The 23372-nt window shown below is 57.7% G+C and carries 18 protein-coding genes; 5 read left to right on the top strand and 13 right to left on the bottom strand.

The genetic code is table 11. The features are described 5' to 3' along the window. Positions 1-153: 153 nt before the first annotated feature. The 4 genes from NR302_RS06305 to NR302_RS06290 are packed head-to-tail and all read right to left on the bottom strand — an operon-like array spanning position 154 to position 3891. Complete coding sequence (locus NR302_RS06305) at positions 154-885, bottom strand: ABC transporter permease (RefSeq protein WP_061717283.1); 732 nt, start codon at positions 883-885, stop codon at positions 154-156. Continuing rightward, on the bottom strand, positions 885-1820 hold the full coding sequence (locus NR302_RS06300) for an ABC transporter ATP-binding protein (protein ID WP_154153219.1): 936 nt from the start codon (positions 1818-1820) through the stop codon (positions 885-887). The genes NR302_RS06305 and NR302_RS06300 overlap by 1 nt, the downstream gene beginning before the upstream one ends. Further along, positions 1813-2979, bottom strand: coding sequence for an ABC transporter permease (locus tag NR302_RS06295; RefSeq protein ID WP_258144807.1), 1167 nt, complete (start codon positions 2977-2979; stop codon positions 1813-1815). The genes NR302_RS06300 and NR302_RS06295 overlap by 8 nt, the downstream gene beginning before the upstream one ends. Positions 2980-2982: 3 nt before the next feature. Next, positions 2983-3891 carry an ABC transporter substrate-binding protein gene (locus tag NR302_RS06290; RefSeq protein WP_008102632.1) on the bottom strand — a complete coding sequence of 303 codons (909 nt, stop codon included), beginning with the start codon at positions 3889-3891 and terminating at the stop codon, positions 2983-2985. A 215-nt stretch (positions 3892-4106) separates the two neighbouring features. Between NR302_RS06290 and NR302_RS06285 the strand changes: the two genes are divergently transcribed. Further along, complete coding sequence (locus NR302_RS06285; protein WP_154181421.1) at positions 4107-5573, top strand: MFS transporter; 1467 nt, start codon at positions 4107-4109, stop codon at positions 5571-5573. 70 nt (positions 5574-5643) lie between these two features. Here the strand turns inward: NR302_RS06285 and idi are convergent, their stop codons facing one another. From idi to NR302_RS06270, 3 genes are all read right to left on the bottom strand, one after another. Continuing rightward, entirely contained in the window at positions 5644-6177 is a 534-nt protein-coding gene (gene idi, locus NR302_RS06280; protein ID WP_192236588.1) for an isopentenyl-diphosphate Delta-isomerase, read from the bottom strand. Between the two features lie 283 nt (positions 6178-6460). Further along, positions 6461-8356: a methyl-accepting chemotaxis protein gene (locus NR302_RS06275; RefSeq protein ID WP_258144806.1), complete on the bottom strand. Its 1896-nt coding sequence runs from the start codon at positions 8354-8356 to the stop codon at positions 6461-6463. A 152-nt stretch (positions 8357-8508) separates the two neighbouring features. After that, the gene (locus NR302_RS06270) at positions 8509-9621 is read right to left on the bottom strand and encodes a suppressor of fused domain protein (RefSeq protein ID WP_008102641.1); all 1113 of its coding nucleotides are present in this window, start codon (positions 9619-9621) and stop codon (positions 8509-8511) included. A 225-nt stretch (positions 9622-9846) separates the two neighbouring features. On the opposite strand from NR302_RS06270, the gene NR302_RS06265 reads away from it, so the two are divergent. Continuing rightward, the gene (locus NR302_RS06265) at positions 9847-10140 is read left to right on the top strand and encodes a hypothetical protein (protein WP_008102643.1); all 294 of its coding nucleotides are present in this window, start codon (positions 9847-9849) and stop codon (positions 10138-10140) included. A 3-nt stretch (positions 10141-10143) separates the two neighbouring features. Here the strand turns inward: NR302_RS06265 and NR302_RS06260 are convergent, their stop codons facing one another. Together NR302_RS06260 and bglX are read right to left on the bottom strand one after the other, a co-directional pair. After that, entirely contained in the window at positions 10144-11007 is an 864-nt protein-coding gene (locus tag NR302_RS06260; protein WP_258144805.1) for an oxygenase MpaB family protein, read from the bottom strand. 115 nt (positions 11008-11122) lie between these two features. Next, on the bottom strand, positions 11123-13420 hold the full coding sequence (bglX, locus tag NR302_RS06255) for a beta-glucosidase BglX (RefSeq protein WP_258144804.1): 2298 nt from the start codon (positions 13418-13420) through the stop codon (positions 11123-11125). A gap of 154 nt (positions 13421-13574) precedes the next feature. On the opposite strand from bglX, the gene dld reads away from it, so the two are divergent. Next, entirely contained in the window at positions 13575-15284 is a 1710-nt protein-coding gene (gene dld, locus NR302_RS06250; protein ID WP_258144803.1) for a D-lactate dehydrogenase, read from the top strand. 48 nt (positions 15285-15332) lie between these two features. Here dld and NR302_RS06245 read toward each other — a convergent pair whose 3' ends face one another. The 3 genes from NR302_RS06245 to NR302_RS06235 form a co-directional block, all read right to left on the bottom strand. Continuing rightward, the gene (locus NR302_RS06245) at positions 15333-17774 is read right to left on the bottom strand and encodes a DUF3772 domain-containing protein (RefSeq protein WP_061717305.1); all 2442 of its coding nucleotides are present in this window, start codon (positions 17772-17774) and stop codon (positions 15333-15335) included. Positions 17775-17981: 207 nt separating this feature from the next. Then, positions 17982-18920 carry a D-alanyl-D-alanine endopeptidase gene (pbpG, locus tag NR302_RS06240; RefSeq protein ID WP_258144802.1) on the bottom strand — a complete coding sequence of 313 codons (939 nt, stop codon included), beginning with the start codon at positions 18918-18920 and terminating at the stop codon, positions 17982-17984. Between the two features lie 268 nt (positions 18921-19188). After that, positions 19189-19776 (bottom strand): Yip1 family protein, encoded by a 588-nt coding sequence (locus NR302_RS06235; protein WP_258144801.1) that lies wholly within the window; start codon positions 19774-19776, stop codon positions 19189-19191. Positions 19777-19942: 166 nt separating this feature from the next. Between NR302_RS06235 and NR302_RS06230 the strand changes: the two genes are divergently transcribed. Then, positions 19943-20518, top strand: coding sequence for a DedA family protein (locus NR302_RS06230; protein WP_008102658.1), 576 nt, complete (start codon positions 19943-19945; stop codon positions 20516-20518). Here the strand turns inward: NR302_RS06230 and NR302_RS06225 are convergent, their stop codons facing one another. Next, complete coding sequence (locus NR302_RS06225) at positions 20519-21295, bottom strand: SDR family oxidoreductase (RefSeq protein WP_008102660.1); 777 nt, start codon at positions 21293-21295, stop codon at positions 20519-20521. Between the two features lie 117 nt (positions 21296-21412). On the opposite strand from NR302_RS06225, the gene NR302_RS06220 reads away from it, so the two are divergent. After that, positions 21413-23227 (top strand): glycoside hydrolase family 15 protein, encoded by a 1815-nt coding sequence (locus NR302_RS06220; RefSeq protein WP_258144800.1) that lies wholly within the window; start codon positions 21413-21415, stop codon positions 23225-23227. The last annotated feature ends 145 nt before the right edge of the window (positions 23228-23372 follow it).

The following is a 23372-nucleotide window of genomic DNA, read 5'->3' as shown; positions in this document are numbered from 1 at the left end:
GGCCTTTGCCTGGCGTGGTGTGCGCGTTATCATGCCGCCCTAAATTTCTTTTCTCAGGTCTCCACATGAACTGGAATAAACTCCTCATCGGTTCCCTGTTTGCCATCATGGCGCTTGGCGGCATGGGCGGCATGATGCTGGTCGGCTACAGCCTCATTGTGCATACCAACTAAGTTTGCGCTGCACGCGCTCTAGCAGGCGATCGCAAATCAACGCCAGCAGCGCCACCAGCAGGGCGCCCTGAATCACATAGGCGGTGTTAAAGCCGCTTAGACCGATAATCACCGGCGATCCAAGACTCTCCGCGCCCACCGTGGAAGCGATGGTTGCCGTGCCGATGTTGATCATCACCGAGGTTCGCACGCCCGCCATAATCACCGGTGCTGCCAGCGCCAGCTCAATCTGCCACAAGCGTCGCCACGGCCCCATGCCAAGGCCGACCGCGATTTCACGATTGCTGGCCGGTACGCTATCTAAGCCCGCCAGCGTGCCCTGTAAAATCGGCAGCAAGCCGTAGAGAAACAGCGCCATCACCGCGGGCGTCGCACCAAATCCCATCACCGGCACCGCAATCGCTAACACCGCAACCGGCGGAAAAGTCTGCCCGGCCGCAGCCACCGTTTCCAGCAGCGGACGAAAGGCGCGACCGGCGTGACGCGTAGCAAACACCGCACAGCCAACGCCAACCAGCAACGCCAACAGGCTGCCGCTGACCACTAACGCCAGATGCGCCAGCGCCAGCCGCCAGAAACTCTCCTGCTGATAGAGCGGACGCTCCAGCTGTGGAAACCAGTGGGCAAACAGCGGACCGCTGTGCGGCAAGCCCCACAGCAGCAGCAGAAAAGCCGCCAACAGCCAGTAAAGCGGATCGCGTAACAGCCGCATCAGCTCGCCTCCCGCTGGCGCAGCAGATCGCTGAAGTGCAGCACGCCGAGCGGCTGCTGATGTTGATCGATCACCGGCAATTTGTCGGTGCGGCGTGCAATAAACTGCGACAGCGCTTCACGCAGCGTCAACGATGCGGCAATCGGTTCGGCATCGAGCCATTCACCGCGTCGTGCCGCGCTGCCCGCACGCCCCAGCGCCAGCAAACGCACGCCGAGCTCGCTGCGACCAAAGAACTCGCGGGCAAAGTCATTCACCGGCTGCGTCAGCAGATCGATCGGCCTGCCCTGCTGCACGATTTCTCCGCCGTCCATCAGCACCAGCTGATCGGCCAGCGTCAGCGCTTCGTCGATGTCATGCGTCACCAGCACCACGGTACGACCGGACATTTTCTGGATGCGCAGCATCTCGTGTTGCAGCGCCAGACGGTTAACCGGATCGAGCGCGCCGAAGGGTTCATCCATCAGCAGCAATTCGGGATCGGCCGCCAGCGCACGCGCCACGCCGACGCGCTGCTGCTGTCCGCCCGACAGCTGATGCGGCATGCGCGTCGCCAGATGGCTATCGAGATTGAGCAGCGCCAGCAGCTCTTCGACGCGTTGGTTGATCTTCGCCTGCGGCCAGCCGAGCAGTGACGGCACGGTGCCGATGTTCTTCGCCACGTTCCAGTGTGGAAACAGGCCAATCGACTGAATGGCGTAGCCGATGCGGCGGCGCAGCGCGCGCGCATCCATGGTTTCGATGGCTTCTCCGGCAAAGCGGATTTCGCCGCTGTCGTGCTCCACCAGCCGATTGATCATCTTCAGCGTGGTCGATTTGCCGGAACCGGACGTGCCGATTAGCACGGTAAAACTGCCCTTCTCAATCTTCAGCGACAGGTTACGTATCGCCTCTTTGCCGGCGAACACTTTGCTCACCTGGTGAAATTCAATCATGACGTCTCTCCAGCAGTGCCGACAGTAAACGCAGCAGTGCATCAAAAATCACCGCCAGCGCCACCACCGGAATCACGCCCAGCAGCACCAGATCCAGCGCGCTGCTCAGCAATCCCTGAAAAACAATGGCGCCGAATCCGCCTGCCCCAATCAGCGCTGCGACCACCGCAAGGCCAACGGTTTGTACCACCACCACGCGCAGCCCGGAGAGCCACACCGGCAGCGCCAGCGGCAGCTCGGCGTGCCAGAACTGTTGCCACGCACTCATGCCCATGCCGCGCGCGGTTTCACGCACTTCCTGCGGCACCTGCTGCAAACCGGCCACCACGCTGCGCACCAGCGGTAACAGCGCGTAGAGCACCAGCGCAATCAATGCTGGAGCGATGCCGATGCCGCTGATGCCCCAGCGGGCCAGAACCGGGAAATGCGCCACCAATCCTGCCAGCGGCGCAATCAGCAAGCCGAACAGCGCCACCGACGGCACGGTTTGGATCAGATTGAGCACGCTAAACGCGGCGTTTTGCCAGCGCGGACGGCGCGCAATCGCCAGGCCGAGCGGCAAACCGATGATTACCGTCGGCAGCAGCGTGCCGCCCAGCAGCCACAAATGCTGCGTGAAGGCCGCGTCAAACACCGCCGTACGGTTGGCGTACTCTTTCATAAGCGAGAGACGATCGAGATGACCGCTGAGTAACAACACCAGCGGCAACAGCCAGATTTGTAGATTGAGCACAATCCGCCACGGCGTACTGCGCGTGATTTGCCGTATCGCTTCCGCCGCCAGCAGCAGCGCCAGCGCCGCCGCGCACCACAAGCCGCTACCAAACGCGGTGCGTGCCAGCGGGCTGCCGCTGTTCGCCAGTTCGCTGGCCTGCTGTCCGGCTAGCCAGATGAGCAAGACCAGCAGCAACTCCGCAGCCAGCAGCACCGTTATCGCGTGGATGCGGCGCGGGGGCCACCACAAGCTCTGCCAAAGCCACAGCAGCGGAATCAACAGCAGTGCGCTGTTGGTCACCTGCCAGAAGGTCAGCGGCTGGCCCGATACCAGCCGATTGGCAGCAAAGCTCAGCAGCGGTAAGGCAAACAGCGCCAGCGTGATAAGCGTGATTAACACCAGCAGCACCGGCTGCTGGCGCGGTCTGAGTAACAACGACGACACTGCTTACAGCAACTTATTGGTCTGTAACCACTGTTTCGCGACCTGGCTGGCATCCTGACCATCCACCGCGATCTGCGCATTTAGCTGCTGCAGGGTTTTCTCATCCAGCTTGCTGAAGACCGGCTGCAGCCAGTTGCCGATGTCAGGATATTGCTTGAGCACGCTTTCGCGGATCACCGGCGCAGGGGCATAAATTGGCTGTACGCCTTTCGGATCGCTCAGCGTTTGCAGGCCCAGCGCCGCCACTGGACCGTCGGTGCCGTACGCCATCGCCGCGTTCACGCCGGAGGTTTGCTGCGCTGCCGCTTTGATGGTCACGGCGGTGTCACCACCGGCCAGCGACAGCAGCTGCGCCTGCTCAAGCTTGAAGTTGTAGGCTTTTTCAAACGCCGGTAAGGCATCGCTACGTTCGATAAATTCCGCCGAGGCGGCCAGCTTGAAGGTGCCACCTTTTTTCAGGTAGGCGCTGAGATCGTCCAGCGAGTTGAGGTTGTTCTTCTGCGCTACGTCGCCGCGCACCGCAATGGTCCAGGTATTGTTGGCCGGCGCGGGCGTCAGCCACACCAGATGATTTTTCTCGGCGTCGAGTTTCTTCACTTTCTCGTAGCCCTGCTGAGCGTTTTTCCACGCCGTGTCTTTCTCATCGTTGAAGAAGAACGCGCCGTTGCCGGTGTATTCCGGGTAGATATCCAGCTCGCCGGCGGTAATCGCACCGCGTACCACTTGCGTAGTACCGAGCTGGATTTTGTTGACGGTTTTTACCCCGTGCTTGTCCAGCACCTGCAGGATGATGTTGCCGAGTAGCGAGCCTTCGGTATCAATCTTGGAACCGACTTTGACCGGATCCGCCGCCTGCGCTGCACCCACGCTCATTGCCAATGCAATCATTCCCAATAAACCCTGCTTTATCATCTCGCTTCCCTCATTTGTTTTCATTGTGTGACTATCAAGCGTAGCCTGGCGAATCGGGATGGGCGCGGTCAAGCGGCTTACTTCGTGCTTTTTTTGCTATCAATATCGCAACGGTTATAACCAAAACGCAGCACATATAACCAATTGGAATTTTCGATGCTTCGGTGGCGGCTTATGCTCACAGTCCCACTCATTACAATAAATTACAAAACATCATGACCGACTTAGCTTCTCCGGCGCACGTCGCGCAGGCAGGGAATACACCAACCGGCGAGACCAAATGGATCCGCAGCGCGGCCGACGTCTCCGGACTAGTCAACAACAGCGACGAATCGCGCAGCAACGCGCGCATCGTTATCGCCATTGCGCTGGGCGGCGTATTTCTCGACGCCTACGATCTCGGCGCATTAGCCTTTGGCATCAAAGACGTGACGCGTGAGTTCCAGCTTACGCCAGCGGGCACCGGCATGGTGGCATCGGCGATTACCTTTGGTGCGATTGTCGGGGCGCTGATTGGCGGCTACCTCACTGACAAAATTGGCCGCTATCGTGTGTTTATGGCCGATATGTTCTTCTTCGTGGTGGCAGCATTGGCCTGTGCGTTTGCGCCAAACGAGTATGTGCTGGCCGGCGCGCGCTTTGTGATGGGCCTCGGTGTGGGGATTGATTTGCCGGTGGCGATGGCGTTTCTCGCCGAATTTTCCAAGCTGCGCGGGCAAGGTAACAAGGCCGCCAGCGTGGCGATGTGGTGTCCGACGTGGTACGCAGCGATCAGTATTTCCTATCTGCTGGTCCTGCTGCTGTATGCGGTATTGCCCGAAAGCCACACCGATTGGCTGTGGCGTTTGATTCTGGGATTTGGTGCGGTACCTGCGCTGCTGATCATCGCCATTCGCAGCCGCTACATGAGTGAATCACCAATTTGGGCAGCCAATCAGGGCAACCTGAAGGGCGCGGCGGAGATTCTGCGCAACTCCTACAACATCAACGCGCAGGTGGCGGATGACGCCGATCTAACGCCGCAGAAAGCGGTGCGCAAAGCCAGCTGGCGCAACTACGGCGCGCTGCTGCAGGGCGTTTATCGCCGTCGTACGATTCTGGCTACCGTCACCTCGATCGCCTCGTCGTTTGCCTATAACGCGGTGGCGTTTGGTTTGCCGGTGATTATCTCCAGCTTCTTTGCGCAATCGATGCTGACCACCATTCTGGTGTCGCTGGCGCTGAATCTGCTGTTTGCCTTTGTCGGCGGCTTGCTGGCGGTGCGGCTGGTGCCGCGTCTAGGCGCGTGGAAGATGTCGGTGGCCGGTTACGCCTGTCAGTGCGTGGCGCTGCTCGGGTTGGCATTGATTGGTCGTCCGGAAGGCGGCGAACAGGCGGCAGTGGCGATTGCCATGCTGGCGCTGTTCCTGTTTGGTCAGGGTTTTGGTCCCGGCTCGCACACCATGACGTTTGCCTCGCTGAGCTATCCGGCTTCTCTGCGCGGTGTCGGCGTCGGCTTCAACCAGACGCTGATGCGCGGTAGCTCAACCGTGTCGCTGTTTGCTTTCCCGCTGCTGGTGGCGGCCTTCGGCACTGGCGTGTTCTGGGTGATTTTCCTTGCGCCGCTGATTGGCTTACTGGCGCTGCTGGCGATTCGCTGGGAGCCGTCGGGTTACGACGTGGATGCGGAAGATTTTCAGTGATGGATTAACAGAGGTCGCCATAAATGGCGACATCACCTCGTAGGGTCGCCATTTATGGCGACCTCTGCCATTACGCCGTCAGGCGAAACTCCCCAAGCGTATTGGGGATTCGCGGGAAGGTATGCAAAAACCACGGCGTGAACTGCGCCGGATTCTCCTGCATCTCCTGCTGAATCTGCGCTATCGAACGGTAGCACCACGCGTCTGCCTCTTCCGGATTCAGCACCGGCTGCTCGTCGCTGATGGCGAAGAACACGTGGCCATATTCATGCTCGGTTAACCCGTTGCTCAGCGGCAGGTTGTAGCTCAGCTCAAACACCGGTGTTAACGCCACATTCATGCCCATCTCTTCACGCAAACGGCGCTCGGCGGCGTCGCGCGTTGATTCCTGCGGATAGGGATGACTGCAGCAGGTGTTACTCCACAAGCCACCACAGTGATATTTACTGCTGGCACGGCGCTGCAGCAGCACTTCATGGCGCGAATTGAACACGTAAACCGTCACCGCGCGATGCAGCAATCCTTTTTCATGCACTTCCAGCTTTTCCATTTTGCCGATAGGACGATCGAGGTGGTCAACGAGAATAACTTCAATGGCGGGCATGACAACTCCTTCGGAAAATTCGCAGCTATTGTACACAACCTCCACAGGGTTGATGGAGGAAATAGCGCACATTCCGTGCGTTAACGTGGGCACACTAAAGCGTAGCAGCCGGCGGGCAATTCAGCATAAAAAGGCGGGGAACGGCGTTAATGGAGGAGATGTGTGCGGAGGGTGAGAAGGTCGCCATAAATGGCGACCCTACGGGAGAGTTGTGGCGGCCGCAATTTTTCGACGGCCGGGAGATTTTGTAGGGTCGCCATTTATGGCGACCGCATCCAAAAACTTACAACTTGAAACTCTGCACCACCTGCTCCAGCTGCACACTCTGCTGCTGCATCGACTGCGCGGCGGCGGAAACCTGCTCGACCAGCGCGGCGTTCTGCTGAGTACTGCCATCCAGTTGAGTAATCGCCACGTTCACCTGATCGATGCCCATGCTCTGCTCGCGGCTGGCCGACATGATTTCGCTCATCAGCGTGGTCACGCTGCTGACGCCCTGCATCAGCTCATCCATGGTTTGCCCGGCCTGCTCCACCAGCTGGCTGCCGGTATCGATATTCGCCACCGACTCCTCAATCAGCTTCTTGATTTCACGCGCTGAGTTAGCCGAGCGCTGTGCCAGGTTACGCACTTCCGATGCCACCACGGCAAAACCGCGACCCTGTTCACCGGCGCGCGCCGCTTCTACCGCGGCGTTCAGCGCCAGGATGTTGGTCTGGAAGGCGATGCTGTCGATGACGCTGATGATATCGACCACTTTGCGCGATGAGTGATTGATCGCGCCCATGGTGGTGACCACCTGACGCACCACTTCGGTGCCGCGTGCGGCAACCTGCGATGCGCCATCCGCCAGCTGGTTTGCGTGCGTGGCGTTGTCGGCGTTCTGCCGCACCGTGCCGGTCAGCTCTTCCATCGACGCCGCCGTTTCGACAATCGAACTGGCTTGCGATTCGGTACGCGCCGAGAGATCGGCGTTGCCGCTGGCGATTTCACGCGAAGCCGCCGTAATCGCCAGCGCGCTGTCGCCCACCTGACGCATCAGGCCTTGCAGATAAGCAATGAACTGGTTGAAGCTCTGCGCCACGGCGTTGAACTCCGGGCTGTTGCTGGCAGGCAGACGCTGCGTCAAATCGGCGCCGCCGGTTGATAAGGCTTCAATGTTGCTGTTCAGCACGGCGAGACGTTTCATCATGGCACGCACGAAGCCAAGCAGCACCAGCAGCAGGATCACCGCCAGCGGAATCTGCACCAGACCAAGACGCGTCAACATGCTGTGGGTTTGTGCATCCAGCAAGCTCGACGGCACATCACTGGCGAGATACCACGGGCTGCCGGCAATCGCCTGCACGAACAGCGTGTGTTCGCCATCTTCACCTTCAAAGGTGGTTTGCGCGGGCTGGCTGCCCGCCTGCGCCAACAGACCTTTCAGCGCCGATGCCATCGGCAGCTGGGTATCCGCGAGGTTTTCCAGCTTCGGCGCGCCATCTACCAGCGCGGCGTTACCCACCACTTTGCCGTCAGCTTCAACGATCAGTACGCGGCCCTGAATCGCCTCACCCATCTGTTTTGCCAGCTGGTTGAAGAAGCCGAGCGTCACGTCAATGGTCGCCACGCCCCACGCGGTGCCATCGCGATAGATCGCCATTGCGCAGTTGGTACGCGGCTGCGGGCTGGCGGCATCCTGATAGGCTTTCGCCCAGGCGCACTGGCCTTTAGGCGCGGCTAAACCATCTTTGTACCAGGATTGCTCCCAGTATTTGTCGGCGGCATCCGAGTTCCAGTAGGTGTTGACCTGCAGCTGGTTGCTGGCGTTGCGCGCAAAGAATGAGCTGTTTTTCTCTTTGGCCGGATCGCGACGGTTCGGTAACGGCCAGATGCCGCCGCCGAACACATTGCTGTCCTGATATTGGTTAACTAAGGCGGGCAGCAAGGTATCGATGGCTGCGCTGTCCATCACGCCTGCGGCTTCGGTAATGGCGCGCTGCTGCGCCTGTACGCGGTTCATCTGCTCGACAATGCGACCGGCCAGGCCGTCCACTTCGTAACGCACCAGACGACTTTCATTTTCGGAGAGTTGCGGCGCGATGAACTGATTGATTACCAGCACGGTAACCAGCATCAGACCGGCAAAAAAGGCGACAAGCGTCGCGGTGAAACGGGATTGTGTTGTTTTGAACATTATGTGTGCCCTTACCCTGGTTGGCGAGTTGCCTGATCGAGGTTAACGGCGTGTTAATAGGGAACTTGAGGTGAGCGGGATCACAAAGCAGTGAAATAGTTGATTTGGGTGATAATTTAAAACCGTAGGGTCGGCATTGATGCCGACCTGATTTACGGTGCGGGGGTTTCCACCACTTCCTGCCGTGGCCGGAACACATGATTATTACCGTCCGCCAGCAAACGCTGCAGCAGCTGTTGTCCACCGCGATCGTCAGCCTGAGCAAACTGGCGTTCGGCTTCGGTAATCGGCGTGGACCACAGCAGATTCACGCGATCGCCATCGCGTTTTGGCAAGCGGAACTGCGCCGCTTCGGGCGCTAAATCATTCGCCAGCAGGAAACTTTCAAAGCCCACCGGTGCCACTTCCGACGCCAGCGTATGTCCTTCGCCAATCCAGGTCAGGCGCGCCCACGGCAGATGGGCAAACTCAGCCAGCGCGCTCGCCATCTGCACCGCGTTGGCTTCGGTCATCACTTCACCGTCTACCGCCATCGCCAGCTCGACGCGGCGATACTGCGGGGCCAGCTCGTCAAACAGATGATCCACCTGCGGCATCGGACGAATTCCCATTCCCAGGGTGAGGAAGTACCAAACGCCGTTATGCAAGTGCTGCGAAATCGCCATCGGCGGCCAGTTGCCCTGATCGATGGAGTAATATTTTACCGACTCGCCAAACTGCGCCTGATAACACTGCATCAGCTCGCGCTGCACCACATCCCACAAATGACCGTCGTGCCAGTCGCGCCAGAAGTGACGCTGCTGTTCAGCGCGCGCGTAGTAATCGTTGGTGGAGGCCGATCCAAGCGGCGCAGTCAGGCGATTCTCTTTGATGCAGGCAGCAGAAAAACTCACCTGCTTATCCTGATACAGGCTCCAGCCGGGGATCACCGCCAGCAATTGGCCGTAATACCACAGCGCTGCGCCGTCGTCGCTGGGCTCCCACAGCACCTGTAATCCCGCCGGATCGAGCATCGGCTCGGCTTCCAGCGTGCGGCAATACTCGGCACTCAGCAGCGGCGCGATGCCCTGCTCCATCGCTTCACGATCTTCCTGCGCGGGAGCAGGCAGCAGGTTACGCAGCCAGCAGCCGCGCACCGCGTATTGGCTGCGAAACAGGTCATTCGGCCAGATATAAAAATAAGCCGTACGCGCATCCTGCTCGACGATCGCGGTTAGTGTGTGTTGCTGATTCGGCACCTCAGCAATCAGAGGTTGGTGGGTCATAACGCCTCGATATTACCTGGAGGAATCCATTTTCCCCGAGAATAGAGCAGGATCGGCACTCGTGCCATGTGACACAAGGGTAAAACTCTCAAAGTGCGGTGGGAAATAGATGAGAGCGGCTTATGTATCGCCGCTTAACTGGCTGACAAGCTTCAGATTAATTTGCGATTCTTTTACAATTTCGCGTGATATTGTTTGCACATTCGCCTCTTTGGAGCTGCCATCATGGTGCTGCAAAACCTCGATCTGAACCTGCGGGATGTGGTTATTTTCGTGATGTTGGTGTGGCTGTTTATCCGCTATACGTGGGTGATGTCGTCGCTGACCTTGTTGCTAAGCGGCGTGGCATTGCTGGTGTTATTACCGATTGATATCTATTACAGCTTGTTGCCGCTGGCGCTGATTGGCCTCGGGCTTGGCATGTTGCTGCATCATTATCAGCAACGTCAGCTGGCGTTAAAACGTCAAGCGCGCACGCCGCGCACCTACACGAACAAGCAGGATGAACTGCATCTGTAACCTTTAGCGGCCCATGCGCTGCATCGCACGAGTATAAGCGCCGCGCTGAATCGACCAGCGCAGCAGTGCGGCGATCACCGCCATTTCCCGATCGACTCGCCACTGCGTCAGCGGCGCAACCGGCTGCTGGATCTGCTGTTGCGCCCAGTCCGGCAGCAATCCCATCCCCGCTTTCAGCATTACGCGCATGGCCGGTTTTGCCTGCCAGCTGGGCGCGGGCGCGTTGATCAATAACTGCATCACCTCCAGCGTGCGCGCATCGCAGATCAACTCGGGCCGCATCATCTGAAGATATGCCTCAACCGCCTGCACGCTTTTCGGCACCCGCTGCGCACCCAGCGCTTCAGCAACTAATGCCGCTTCCTGATAGTAACGATCCTGATCGGCGAGGCTGAGATGCGAATTTTTATAGCGCAGATGCGCCGCCAGAAAGCGGCTGGTTTCCGCGACGTGCACCCAGGTGAGCAGATGCGGATCGCTGGCGGCATACGGCTTGCCCGCGTTATCGACACCGGTGACGCGCAGGTGAATACGTTTGACGCGGTCGATCAAGATATTGGCATCCACGGTGTTACCGAAGGTGGTGACGGCAATAAACTGGCTGGTGCGGCGCAGGCGGCCCATCATGTCCTGACGGAAATTGGAGTGATCCCACACGCCCGCCAGCGCCGCCGGATGCAGCATTTGCAGCATCAACGCGCTGATGCCGCCGCACAGCATGGAGGTGAAGTCGCCGTGGACGCGCCAGATAACGTGATCCGGGCCAAATAAGCCGGGATCGCCAGGCGGTTGCGAGATGTCGAATTCGTTGAGTGACAGGCCGTTGAGGCGGAAGACTTGCTGTTGGATGCGTTCGCGGATGTTCATGGGTTTGTGCGCTCATTGACCTGGTCGGCATGAATGCCGACCCTACAAATCAGTGAAGCATAACATGTAGGGTCAGCATTCATGCTGACCGGACCAAAGAGCGCCACAAGCTTACTTACAGATAATCAAACTGCGCATCCTGAGTGCGCACCGAATCCAGTCCAATCATTACATTGATTTTGCCTGGCTCGGCGATGTGCTGCATCTTCTGGTTCCAGAATTTCAGCGCATCAACGTCGATCTTAAACTTCACGGTCTGCGATTCACCGGCTTTCAGCATGATGCGCTGGAAGCCACGCAGCTCCTGCACCGGACGGCTGATGCTGGCCACCGGATCGTTAAGATAGAGCTGCACCACGGTCGCGCCATCGCGTTTACCGCTGTTGGTGACGGTCACTGACGCTTCCACCGAGCCGTTACGCGGCATGGTGCGTGAAGACATCTTCACCGGCGATACAGTAAAGGTGGTGTAGCTCAGACCGTAACCAAACGGATAAAGCGGACCGTTCACCGCATCGTAGTAATGCGAAGTGTACTTGTTCGGTTTGGCGAAGTTGTAGGGACGACCGGTTGGCAGATGGTTGTAGTAAATCGGAATCTGGCCCACGGAACGCGGGAAGGAGACCGGCAATTTGCCTGACGGGTTGTAATCGCCAAACAGCACATCAGCGATCGCGTTGCCGCCTTCAGTGCCGCTGAACCAGGTTTCCAGCATCGCATCGGCTTGCTTATCTTCATTCACCACCGTCAGAGGACGGCCATTCATCAGCACGATCACCAGCGGTTTACCGGTGGCTTTCAGCGCCGCCAGCAGCTTCTGTTGGCTAGGTGGAATAACGAGATCGCTGCGACTGGAGGCTTCATGCGCCATGCCTTGCGCTTCGCCGACGGCGGCCACCACCACATCAGCTTTTTTCGCCTGTGCTACCGCTTCATCAATCAGCTCCTGCGGCGAGCGCTTATCCACGCTTACCGCTTGCTCATACAGATTGAGGAAGTCCTGAATGCCTTTGTTGTCGCTGATGTTAGCGCCTTTGGCGTACAGCACCGTGCCTTTGCCGGCCATCGCATTACGCATGCCTTGCAGCAGCGGGATCGATTGTTTCGCTACACCAGCCGCCGACCAGCTGCCCATGATGTCGCGCTGGCTATCCGCCAACGGCCCCACCAACGCAATGGTAGCGTCTTTCTTCAGCGGCAGCGTTTCACGCCAGTTTTTCAGCAACACAATGCTTTTGCGCGCCACATCACGCGCTTCGGCGCGGTGCAAACGACTTTCGGCATTGGTGTCCTGCGGATCGCTCTCCTTCGGCCCTAAATGGCTGTAAGGATCGTTAAACAGGCCCATGTCATATTTGACGTTCAGCACGTGGCGCGCGGCATCATCCACTTCCGCCATGCTCACCGCGCCGCTCTTCACCAGGCCCGGCAGGTATTTGCTGTAGTATTCGTCGCTCATGCTCATGTCGATGCCTGATTTCATCGCAATGCGCACCGCATCCTGCGGATCGCTGGCTACACCATGTTTAATCAGTTCTTTAATCGCACCGTGATCGCTAATGGTGATGCCTTTGAACTTCCAGTCGCCGCGCAGGATGTCTTTCAGTAGCCAACTGTCTGCCGTGGCCGGCGTGCCATTCAGCGAGTTGAGCGCCACCATCACGCCACCGCTGCCGGCATCCAGTGATGCTTTATACGGCGGCAGATAATCCTGGAACAGGCGCTGCGGGCTCATGTCGACGGTGTTGTAATCACGTCCGCCTTCCACTGCGCCGTAGGCCGCGAAGTGCTTCACGCTGGTCATGATCGAGAAGCGATCCGCCGCGCTTTTGCCCTGCATGGCTTTTACCATGCTGCTGCCCATTTGTGCGCTGAGGAAGGTGTCTTCACCGAAGCCTTCCGAGCCGCGTCCCCAACGAGGTTCGCGTGACACATCAACCATCGGTGCCCACGTCATATTCAGGCCATCATCTGCGGCTTCATAAGCAGAGACGCGTCCCACCTCAGCGATGGCATCCAGATCCCAGCTCGCCGCCAGGCCAAGTGGAATCGGGAAGATGGTGCGCTGACCATGCACCACGTCATAGGCGAAGAACAGCGGAATTTTCAGGCGGCTGAGCTGCATCACCTGATCCTGCATGGCGCGAATATCCTGACGCGTCACGGTGTTGAAAATTGCCCCGACCTGACCATGCTGAATCATGTCGCGAACCGCCGATTTTGGCGTATCCGGTCCTACGCTGATCAAACGCATCTGCCCGATTTTTTCATCAAGGGTCATTTTGCTGAGCAGCTGATTCACAAAGGCGTCGCGCGCCTGTTCAGTCATCGGATGTGGGCCAAACAAGTCGTCCGCGAAAGCGGGTTGCATGGCTAAGGAGACAGCGAGGCTAACAGAGTAAATCCATTTCATCAGGTCGGGTTCTCTTAAGTGACTGCGCAATATCGAAATAACCGGGGCAGTTTGCCACAAGATGAGGATAGCAGGTAGCCGCCATGTCACACCGCGACCCTGTCGCTGACGCGTGCTACAGTAAATGCGCCATGTTAAAGACAAGGATAGGCCAATGAATAACAACACTTCGCACCCTACTCTGCTCGCCGAACTGCGTCGTCTGGTCGGATCGTCGAACCTGTTAACCGACGCAGAACAAACCGCGCGCTACCGCAAAGGTTTTCGCTCCGGCGAAGGCGAAGCGCTGGCGGTGATTTTCCCCGGTTCGCTGCTTGAGCTGTGGCGTGCGTTGCAGGCGCTGGTGAGCGCCGATGCGATCATTTTAATGCAGGCCGCCAACACCGGTCTGACCGAAGGTTCCACGCCGAACGGCAACGATTACGATCGTCCGGTAGTGATCATCAGCACCTTGCGTCTGGATAAGTTGCAGCTGATCGACAGCGGCAAACAGATCCTCGCCTTCCCCGGCAGCACGCTGTATCAGCTGGAAAAAGCGCTCAAACCGCTTGGGCGCGAGCCGCATTCGGTGATTGGTTCCTCCTGCATTGGCGCCTCGGTGATGGGCGGAATTTGCAATAACTCAGGCGGATCGCTGATCAAACGCGGTCCGGCCTACAGCGAAATGGCGCTGTTTGCACAGATTGATGCCAGCGGCAAACTCAAGCTGGTAAACCATCTCGGCATCGATCTTGGCCATTCTCCGGAAGAGATGTTGGGTCGGCTGGATGACGATCGCTGGCAGCAGAGTGATGTGCGCTGGGACGAGCGTCACGCCTCGGATCACGAATACGCCGAGCGCGTGCGCGATATTAATGCGCAGACGCCAGCGCGCTTCAACGCCGATGAGCGCCGCCTGTTTGAAGCCTCCGGCTGCGCCGGGAAGCTGGCGGTGTTTACCGTGCGCCTGGATACCTTCCCCACCGAACCGCAGCAGCAGGTGTTCTATATCGGCACCAACAATCCGGCGGAGCTAGGCGATATTCGTCGCCATATTCTGGCGGAGTTTACCCATCTGCCGGTGGCGGGCGAATATATGCACCGCGACATTTTCGACATCGCCGAGGTGTACGGCAAAGATACCTTCGTGATGATCGACAAACTCGGCACCGACAAAATGCCGCTGTTTTTCACTCTCAAAGGCCGCGTGGATGCCTGGCTAGGCAAGCTGAGCTGGGTGAAACCGCATCTCACCGATCGCCTGTTGCAGCGCGTCAGCGGCTGGCTTCCGGCGCATCTGCCCAAACGCCTTAAACTGTATCGCGATAAATATGAGCATCACCTGATGCTCAAGATGTCTGGCGACGGCGTGGCCGAAGCGCAGACTTATCTGACCGAATATTTCCGCGAAGGCGGCGGCGCGTTCTTCGCCTGCGACGCCAAAGAGGGCGCGCACGCGTTCCTGCATCGCTTTGCTGCCGCCGGTGCTGCAGTGCGTTATCACGCGGTGCATGCCGATGAAGTGGAGGACATTCTGGCGCTGGATATCGCGCTGCGTCGTAATGATGAAGAGTGGTTTGAACGCCTGCCGGCCGAGTTCGATAACGATTTAAGCCATCGTCTCTATTACGGCCACTTCTTCTGCCACGTGTTCCATCAGGACTACATCGTGAAAAAAGGCGTGGATGCGCATGCGCTGAAAGAGAAGATGCTGGCGATTTTAGCCGCGCGCGGTGCCGAATATCCGGCCGAACATAACGTCGGCCATCTGTATCAGGCAAAACCGCAGCTGCAGGCGTTTTATCAGCAGCTCGATCCTACCAATAGTTTTAATCCGGGGATTGGCAAAACCAGTAAACAGAAAGGTTGGGCGGTGAAGGTTTGAGACCGATCGGTTGTTGTTAAGGTGGCCATGAATGGCCACCCTACGGATTTATGGCAACGGATCGCTTTGCTGATCTTGTGCCGCAGCCATGGCGCGGCGCTCGATAATCATGGTTTGCGGCGTTGACAGCATAATGCCCTCTTTGCGCAGACGCGTCAGAATATCGAACAGCAAATCACTCTTGGCACCAGAAATCTGGCGCTGACCCGCCACGTTACCGGTGACGCTTAACACGATGCCCGCCGGCGTCAAATCTTTAAACGACACTGACGGCTCTGGCGTCTCCAGAATGCGTTCATTCTCCTGATACACTTCCAGCAGAATTTCACGCACGCGCACCGGATCAATATCCAGCGGGAAGGTCAGCAAGATGGTGACCACGCCCTGCGCATTGCCCATGGTGGCGTTACGCACGTTCTGCGAGATAAACTGCGAGTTCGGCACAATCACCGTCGATTTGTCGCCCAGCTGAATTTCGGTGGCGCGCACGTTGATGCGACGAATATCCCCTTCAATGCCGCTGATGCTCACCAGATCACCCACTTTTACCGGACGCTCGGTCAACAGAATCAGGCCAGAGATAAAGTTCTTCACGATCTCCTGCAAACCAAAACCGATACCGACCGACAAGGCGCTGACGATCCACGCCAGCTTGTTCCACTGCAGGCCCATAATCGACAGCGTCAGCAGGATGATCAGCACGTAACCGATGTTGCTGAACAGCGTCACCAGCGACACGCGCATACCAACGTCCATGGTGGTTTTTGGCAGGAAATCTTTATCCAGCCAGCGACGCACCGAACGCAGCACGTAAATGCCCACCACCAGACAGAGAATCGCGTTGACCATGTGCGCCGGCACAATGTTCAGCGACTCCAGCCCTTTACCGCCCCAGAATTCAATCACCTTCTGGATCAGCTCAATCGGCGTTGATGAAGCAAAAGTGCCGTTCAGCAGCGCCAGCGCCAGGATCGCAATCAGCAAGGTTTTACCCAGCGCGCTGAGCAGCGTCGCCGCCTGTTGCAGGTAGCGCTCATCAATATTCAGCGTGGTTTGCAGGCGCTTGCCGGTGGCATTGCTGGTGGAGAACAGGCTTTCGCAGCCGTCATTCACCAAATGGCTGAGGAAGTAGAACGAACCAAACAAGATGCCGCACCAAATCACCTCATAACTGAGGAAGCGCGCCAGCGTGACGTAACCAATAATCAGCGATATCAGAATGCCCAGTGCCGTCAGCATCAGCGCCAGCTGCACCAATCCCACCAGCGTTGAACGCGCTTCAGGCTGATGGCCTTCCTGCACCATGCGGCGGCGTACGCGGTTGATGCGCATGCCGATCGCCAGTCCGGTGCTGCCGATCAGCAGCGCGGTCAAGCCGTTAGCAAAAATGGTGGTATTCAGGCTGGTGCCAACGCTGTAGTTGAAGGCTTCCACCGTCTGGAAAACGAACACCAGCGCCGCAGTGAATGGCGGGAACGGTTTTAGCGCCTGCGCCACTTCGTTAGAGATGGCCGGCAAACGCCAGCTTGGGCGACGGGTTGAGAGGAACGCGCGGCCTAAACCGGCAATCAAGCCGCAATAGACGCTGAGCTGCACCAGACGCTCGACAAAATCCTGCACATCGCCAGAGACTTCGTCGCGGCGCGTAAAGGCCAGCGCGATGAAGTTGAAAGTCAGGACCACCGCCGCCAGCGTGGTGAGCGCGGTGGTGGCGGCGAGGAAGCTGCGACGTAAGCGCCCTTCCGGCATTTTATGAATGCTGACCCAGGCAAAGAACTCTTCGCTGTAGCGGCGTCCCAGCGTCATCACCAGCATCGCCGCAAACAGCCAGGCGATGGTGCCAAAACGCCAGCCCGACTCCCACGACAGCGCGGCGGTGTCCTGCAATTCGGCGATAAAATCGCTGATCTTCTCGCCATCGAGATCCTGGCTGCTCATCACCGGCGCCCAGAAGCGCGGGCCGAGGATACTGCCAGAGTTCAGCGCCAGCTGGCTTTTCAGCTGGTCACGACGCAGGTTGACGATCTGCGATGACAGCACCAGCGCACCGTTTTTGATGCCATCAGCTTGTTTGATCTGATCGTCCAGTTTGGCTTTCTGGCTCTCCAGCGCCGCACGTTTGCGCGTCACTTCGGGCGTCTCTTTCACGCCGCTGTCGGCTTTGGGTGCCGGGCCGAGCACCGCTAACTGGGCATCCAGCTGCTGACGCTGCGGCACTAAGGCCTGGCCGAGGGTTTCGGCATTACCGGAAAGCTCGAGCGCCATCTCATTGAGCTGGTTGAGCTGGCTTTCATTGGTATCGCCTGAGACCTGGCCTTTAATTTTGTCGAGAATTTTCTGCATTTTAGGCAGCTCGACCGAGGCGTTAACCTTGGGCGCGGCGTCTTCTGCCTGATCGTTGGGCGGCGTATCAGCGGCCACGCTCAGCGTGGGGGCTAACAGCACAAGCAGCAGTAAAAACGGGGTAAACAGATGACGAAACTTGAACATATGAATGAGATTCCAGCGCAATAACAGCCGATAAACGCAAGTGCGATCGTGAATGGCGGCTAGTTTAAGACGTTGCCGACACTGAAACTATAGGAATGAAGGTGTAAAACTTTGGCGCTAACGATAAGAAATTTTGTCGGTAGCCGGGGTAAATCAGGTCGCCATTAATGGCGACCCTACGACAGATTGCAGCTTACCTGCGAATGATTATTCCGCCTCGCTGTTGCTGGCAGTCAAACCGGACTTCTGCTTTTTATACGCCAGCGCAGCGGCCGGAACCGGTGCGGCTTTGCCGGTTTCCAGCCAGTCGCGCAGGCGATTAGCATCGGCGAAATGGGTGTATTTGCCAAAGGCATCCAGCACCACCAGCGCCACCGGGCGGTTGTTGATCACCGTGCGCATCACCAGGCAGTGCCCGGCTTCGTCGGTGTAACCGGTTTTGGTCAGCTGAATACGCCAGTCGTTTTTGTACACCAGATGATTGGTGTTACGGAACGGCAGCGCGTAGTTCGGATGTTTAAATACCGCAGTATCTTCTTTGGTGGTACTCAGTTCGCCAATCAGCGGGTACTGACGCGTGGCTTTCACCAGCTTAACCAGGTCTTCAGCACTGGAAACGTTCTGAATCGACAGGCCCGTCGGCTCCACATAGCGCGTGTGCGTCATGCCGAGTGAACGCGCTTTGGCGTTCATGGCGCGGATAAACGCATCGTAACCGCCTGGATAGTGATGCGCCAGACTGGCGGCAGCACGGTTTTCCGAGGACATCAGCGCCAGCAGCAGCATGTTGCGGCGGCTGATTTCGCTGTTCAGTTTGACGCGGGAAAACACGCCGCGCATTTCAGCGGTATGGCTGATATCCACCGACAGCATCTCATCCATCGGCAGCTTGGCATCCAGGACCACCATCGCCGTCATCACTTTGGTGAGTGAAGCGATCGGACGTACGCGGTTAGGATGGCTGGAAAACAGCACTTTGCCGTTTTCCAAATCAACAATCATGGCACTGCCGGAGGCGATTTGCGGTTGGGCAATCGGCGCCAGGTTAGAGAGTGCCGCCGGCGCAGCGTGCGCGGGCGTTACAGCGGCTGGCGCGGCGACAAACAGCGCCAGCGACAGCAAGGAAATACGCATTTTTGCAGACATCGTGTCAAAAAAATCCGGTAAGGAGTTTTGCGCTGTGTTGAGACACAGGCCGCCCGCAACAATCCAGACAGGATGCGGGCTGGCAGCAGTATCATACGCACTTACCTGAGAAATTTCTTATCGAGATTGTTTCTGGGCGTTAAAAAGGTCGCCATAAAAGACGACCTTACGGGTTGGGTGCGTTTTAGGGGAAGGTCGCCATGAATGGCGACCCTACGGGGTGGGTGCGTTTTTTGTAGGGTCGCCATTTATGGCGACCTGGCTAACCTCAGAACAAACGCGGCCCGTAACCCCATAAAACCACCGTCAGCGCCAGCAGCACCTCAAACACCAGCACACCAATCGCCAATGTTGAACCGGAGAAACGCAGGCTCTCTTCACGGTCGATGCTCAGGAACACCGGGATGCCGACATAAAGCAGATAACCGGTGTACACCAGCGCCACCGCGCCCGCCAGCACGCAAAGCCATACCAACGGATAGAGCGCCACCAGCCCGCTGAGAAACAGCGGCGTTGCCACATAGCCGGCAAACACCGTGCAGCGCTGCAGGCTAGGACGCTGCGGATAGTTACGCGCCATCCAGTGGATCACCCGCCCCATCACTGCCACGCCGCCGAGAATAATCAGATAGAACAGAATGCCGAGACCGATACCGGTCAGTAGATTGAGTTGTACGAATTGCCCTTCGCCCAGATTCCAGCCCAGTTGCGTGGTCCCGATAAAGGCGCAGATCACCGGGATCGCCGCCATTAGCAGAACATGATGGGTGTAATGGTGCGAAACGCTCTCATTTTCCTGTTTAATATCGCGCATTTCCTGACCTGGATGCGCCAGTAAACCCCAGACATGATTCATACATCTACTCCTTTGCTGCGATGGGCTGCCCTTACAGCTAACGGCCTGATCAACGGAGGCAGCGTTAACTCAAGTATAATCGTCAGCGCCGTTTTTGCGGGTCGCCACACAAATTAAGCCGCTGGTATACACTAATAGCGATTTCACACTTTGCAGGGAGGATAATTTGCATCTTGATATCAATGGATTAATCACCCAATACGGTTATCTGGCGCTTCTGATTGGTTGTATCGCCGAAGGGGAAACGTTCACGCTGTTGGGCGGTGTGGCGGCGCATGAAGGCTTATTGCACTTCAGCGGCGTGGTGCTGGCGGCAATGGCGGGCGGCATCATTGGCGATCAGCTGCTGTTCTGGCTGGGACGTCGTTATGGCACGCGTATTTTGCGCCGTTTCAGTAAACATCAGGAAACCATCGGCAAAGCCAATCGGCTGATTCGCAAACATCCCAGCCTGTTCGTGATTGGCGTGCGCTTTATGTATGGCTTTCGCATTGTCGGGCCGATCATCATCGGCACCAGCCATCTCAAGCCGCTGCGCTTCTTTATTCTTAACGTGATTGGCGCGGCGCTGTGGTCACTGATCTTTGTTTCGCTCGGCTACTTCGCCGGACAGATCGTCGCGCCCTGGCTGCACAAGATCGATCAGCACCTCAAGCCGGTATTATGGCTGGCGGCGGCGGTGATTTTCGGCATTGTCCTGCGCTTTATCATTCGCCACTGGAACCGCCGCCGCGCCGGTTGATTACTGGTGGTAACCCTTAAACTGCGGATTGGCCAGCATAAAACCACCGTCGACAATAAACGATTGTCCGGTGGTATAGGTTGCCCACTCCGAGCAGAGCCACGCCACTAAACTCGCCACTTCGCGCGTATCGCCGGGACGCCCAATCGGGATTTCCGGCATGCGTCGCCCTTGCTGATCATCTTTCATATCGTTCATTGCAGTGGCAATTGCGCCCGGCGCGACCGCGTTCACCAGAATGTGGTGCGGCAACAGACTCAACGCCATCGACTTGGTCAGGCCACCAAGCGCATGTTTGGCGGCGGTATAAGCAGTGGCATCCGGCAGCGGCGTGTGTTCATGCACCGAGGTGATGTTGATGATGCGTCCGCCGTCGCCCTGATCCACCATATGGCGCGCGGCAATCTGCCCGCACAGAAACGCGCCATCGACATCCACATTGAACACTTTGCGCCAATCCTCAAAGGTGACGTCGAGAAAGTCGGCTTTGGTCATCACGCCGGCGTTGCTCACCAGCACATCGATGCGCCCCAGCGAGTTGATCAGCTGTGCCAGTTGCTGCGCGCCAGCTTGCGGATCGGAGAGATCGACCTGCCGCACCTGCGCCTGCTGTCCACGGCTCTCCACCATGCGTGCGGTTTCCTGGGCGCCCTCTTCATCCGAACTCCAGGTGATGCCAAGCGTATAGCCCGCTTCGGCCAGCATCACCGCACAGCTGCGACCAATGCCAGAACTGGATCCGGTAACCACAGCGACTTTCTGTTTTCCTGAGCTCATAACATTCTCCTGATTGAGGGTGTCTTTACAGTATAGAAGTTATCCTTCTGTGCCTCGGGGCCGCCGAATCTGCCGTTTCGTCTATAGTTAACAATTACATACGCATTAGGGGGCACGATGAGCGAGATAAAACGAAGAATAGACGACCACGGTGTGATTGGTGATTTACGCACCTGCGCCCTGATCGCGAATGACGGCACCATCGATTATTTGTGCTGGCCCGAGCTCGATAGCGCGTCGGTTTTCGCCGCCTTGCTCGACAGCGATGAGGCTGGCCTTTTTTCTCTCGCGCCGGACTGGAAACATGCCCGCCAGCAACAGCTTTACCTGCCGGATACCAATATTCTGCAAACCCGCTGGCTGGATGACGCGGGCGTGGCAGAGATCACCGATTACATGCCGATTTGCGATGAACACAGCAAAGTGCCGCGTATCGTGCGTCGTGTGAAGATGGTACGCGGCACGGCGAAGTTTCATCTGCTGTGCGCCCCGCGCCATGACTATGCACGCGCCGAAACCACCACCGAACTGCGGCCCGGCGGCATCGCGTTTCTGGCGCCCGGACAACCCACGTTGCGCCTGAGCGCTACAGTGGTGATGACGCGCGAAAATCACAGCGCGGTAGCGGAATTTACCCTGAAAGCCGGTGAAACCGCCGAATTTGTCTTTGGCAACGATGACGATGCCAACGTGGCCAAGATCGCCACCGAGCAGTGTTTCCATGACACGCTGCAATACTGGCGACGCTGGAGCAGCCACAGTTCCTATCGTGGCCGCTGGCAGGAGATGGTGACGCGTTCGGCGCTGGCGCTAAAGCTGCTAACCTCGCATCAGCACGGTTCAATCGCCGCGGCCGCCACCTTTGGCTTACCGGAAGAGTTGGGCGGCGAGCGCAACTGGGATTATCGCGCCTCGTGGATCCGCGATGCCTCATTCAGCATGTACGCGCTAATGCGCCTCGGCTACACCGAAGAGGCGCGTGACTTCACCAAATGGGTCGGCCGCTGCGTTGAACACAGCCACGACGACACGCCACACTTACAGGTGATGTATCGCCTCGACAGCGGCACCGAACTGCACGAAACCGAGTTGCTCAATCTCTCTGGCTACGCCAATTCACGCCCGGTGCGCATCGGCAATGATGCCTGGCGTCAGACGCAGCTCGATATTTACGGCGAGCTGATGGATGCCATTTATCTCGCCAACAAATATGGCGAAGCGATTTCACATCGCGGCTGGAAGTACGTCTCCGATATGATCGATTACGTCTGCGTTAACTGGAATCAGCCCGATGCTGGGATTTGGGAGATGCGCGGTGAGCCGGAGCATTTTCTGCATTCACGCCTGATGTGTTGGGTGGCGCTCGATCGTGCGCTGCGATTAGGTATGAAGCGTTCATTGCCGATGCCGTACGAACGCTGGGATAAGGTGCGCAGCGAGATCCGCGATGATATCTGGCAAAACTTCTGGAACCCGGAACTGGGCCATTTCACCGCTACGCGCGGCGGAACCTTCCTTGATGCTTCGATGCTGCTGATGCCGCTGGTACGCTTTGTCAGCTCCACCGATCCCGACTGGATTTCGACGCTGGACGCGATTAAAACGCATTTGGTGAGCGACGGTTTAGTTCGACGCTATAACATTCATGAGACGCCTGCCGATGCTTTAACCGGTGGCGAAGGATCCTTTGCCGCCTGTTCATTCTGGTATGTGGAGTGTCTGGCGCGTGCGGGTCGCGTACATGAGGCACACTTTGAGTTCGAAAAGCTGCTGAGTTACGCCAATCCGCTCGGTCTGTATGCCGAAGAGTTCACTTCGCACGGCGAAGCATTGGGTAACATGCCGCAGGCGTTGACGCATCTTGCATTAATCAGTGCCGCTTTTTTCCTCAATCGTAAACTGAGTAATGAAGTGACGCTGTGGCAGCCGTGAAAATTCACATTTTGGGCTGCGGATCCAAGAGAATTGTCTGGTAAAGACAAGGAATTGCGTAAAGTATCTGCAGCCAGTAAAAATCCTGATTTCCATCAATGCGTCAATGCACATATAATGCGCAGCGGGTCATACTGACCACGAT

It is taken from the genome of Pantoea sp. SOD02, from assembly GCF_024707505.1.
GTDB classification, from domain to species: Bacteria; Pseudomonadota; Gammaproteobacteria; order Enterobacterales; family Enterobacteriaceae; genus Pantoea; species Pantoea symbiotica.
This window is presented reverse-complemented; position numbering and strand designations above follow the sequence as displayed.

Bases quoted from the DNA above. Each gene is read 5' to 3' on its own strand.
- NR302_RS06305 (WP_061717283.1), bottom strand. From the start codon at position 885: ATGCGGCTGTTACGCGATCCGCTTTACTGGCTGTTGGCGGCTTTTCTG.
- NR302_RS06300 (WP_154153219.1), bottom strand. From the start codon at position 1,820: ATGATTGAATTTCACCAGGTGAGCAAAGTGTTCGCCGGCAAAGAGGCG.
- NR302_RS06290 (WP_008102632.1), bottom strand. From the start codon at position 3,891: ATGATAAAGCAGGGTTTATTGGGAATGATTGCATTGGCAATGAGCGTG.
- NR302_RS06285 (WP_154181421.1), top strand. From the start codon at position 4,107: ATGACCGACTTAGCTTCTCCGGCGCACGTCGCGCAGGCAGGGAATACA.
- idi (WP_192236588.1), bottom strand. From the start codon at position 6,177: ATGCCCGCCATTGAAGTTATTCTCGTTGACCACCTCGATCGTCCTATC.
- NR302_RS06275 (WP_258144806.1), bottom strand. From the start codon at position 8,356: ATGTTCAAAACAACACAATCCCGTTTCACCGCGACGCTTGTCGCCTTT.
- NR302_RS06270 (WP_008102641.1), bottom strand. From the start codon at position 9,621: ATGACCCACCAACCTCTGATTGCTGAGGTGCCGAATCAGCAACACACA.
- NR302_RS06265 (WP_008102643.1), top strand. From the start codon at position 9,847: ATGGTGCTGCAAAACCTCGATCTGAACCTGCGGGATGTGGTTATTTTC.
- NR302_RS06260 (WP_258144805.1), bottom strand. From the start codon at position 11,007: ATGAACATCCGCGAACGCATCCAACAGCAAGTCTTCCGCCTCAACGGC.
- bglX (WP_258144804.1), bottom strand. From the start codon at position 13,420: ATGAAATGGATTTACTCTGTTAGCCTCGCTGTCTCCTTAGCCATGCAA.
- dld (WP_258144803.1), top strand. From the start codon at position 13,575: ATGAATAACAACACTTCGCACCCTACTCTGCTCGCCGAACTGCGTCGT.
- NR302_RS06245 (WP_061717305.1), bottom strand. From the start codon at position 17,774: ATGTTCAAGTTTCGTCATCTGTTTACCCCGTTTTTACTGCTGCTTGTG.
- pbpG (WP_258144802.1), bottom strand. From the start codon at position 18,920: ATGTCTGCAAAAATGCGTATTTCCTTGCTGTCGCTGGCGCTGTTTGTC.
- NR302_RS06235 (WP_258144801.1), bottom strand. From the start codon at position 19,776: ATGAATCATGTCTGGGGTTTACTGGCGCATCCAGGTCAGGAAATGCGC.
- NR302_RS06225 (WP_008102660.1), bottom strand. From the start codon at position 21,295: ATGAGCTCAGGAAAACAGAAAGTCGCTGTGGTTACCGGATCCAGTTCT.
- NR302_RS06220 (WP_258144800.1), top strand. From the start codon at position 21,413: ATGAGCGAGATAAAACGAAGAATAGACGACCACGGTGTGATTGGTGAT.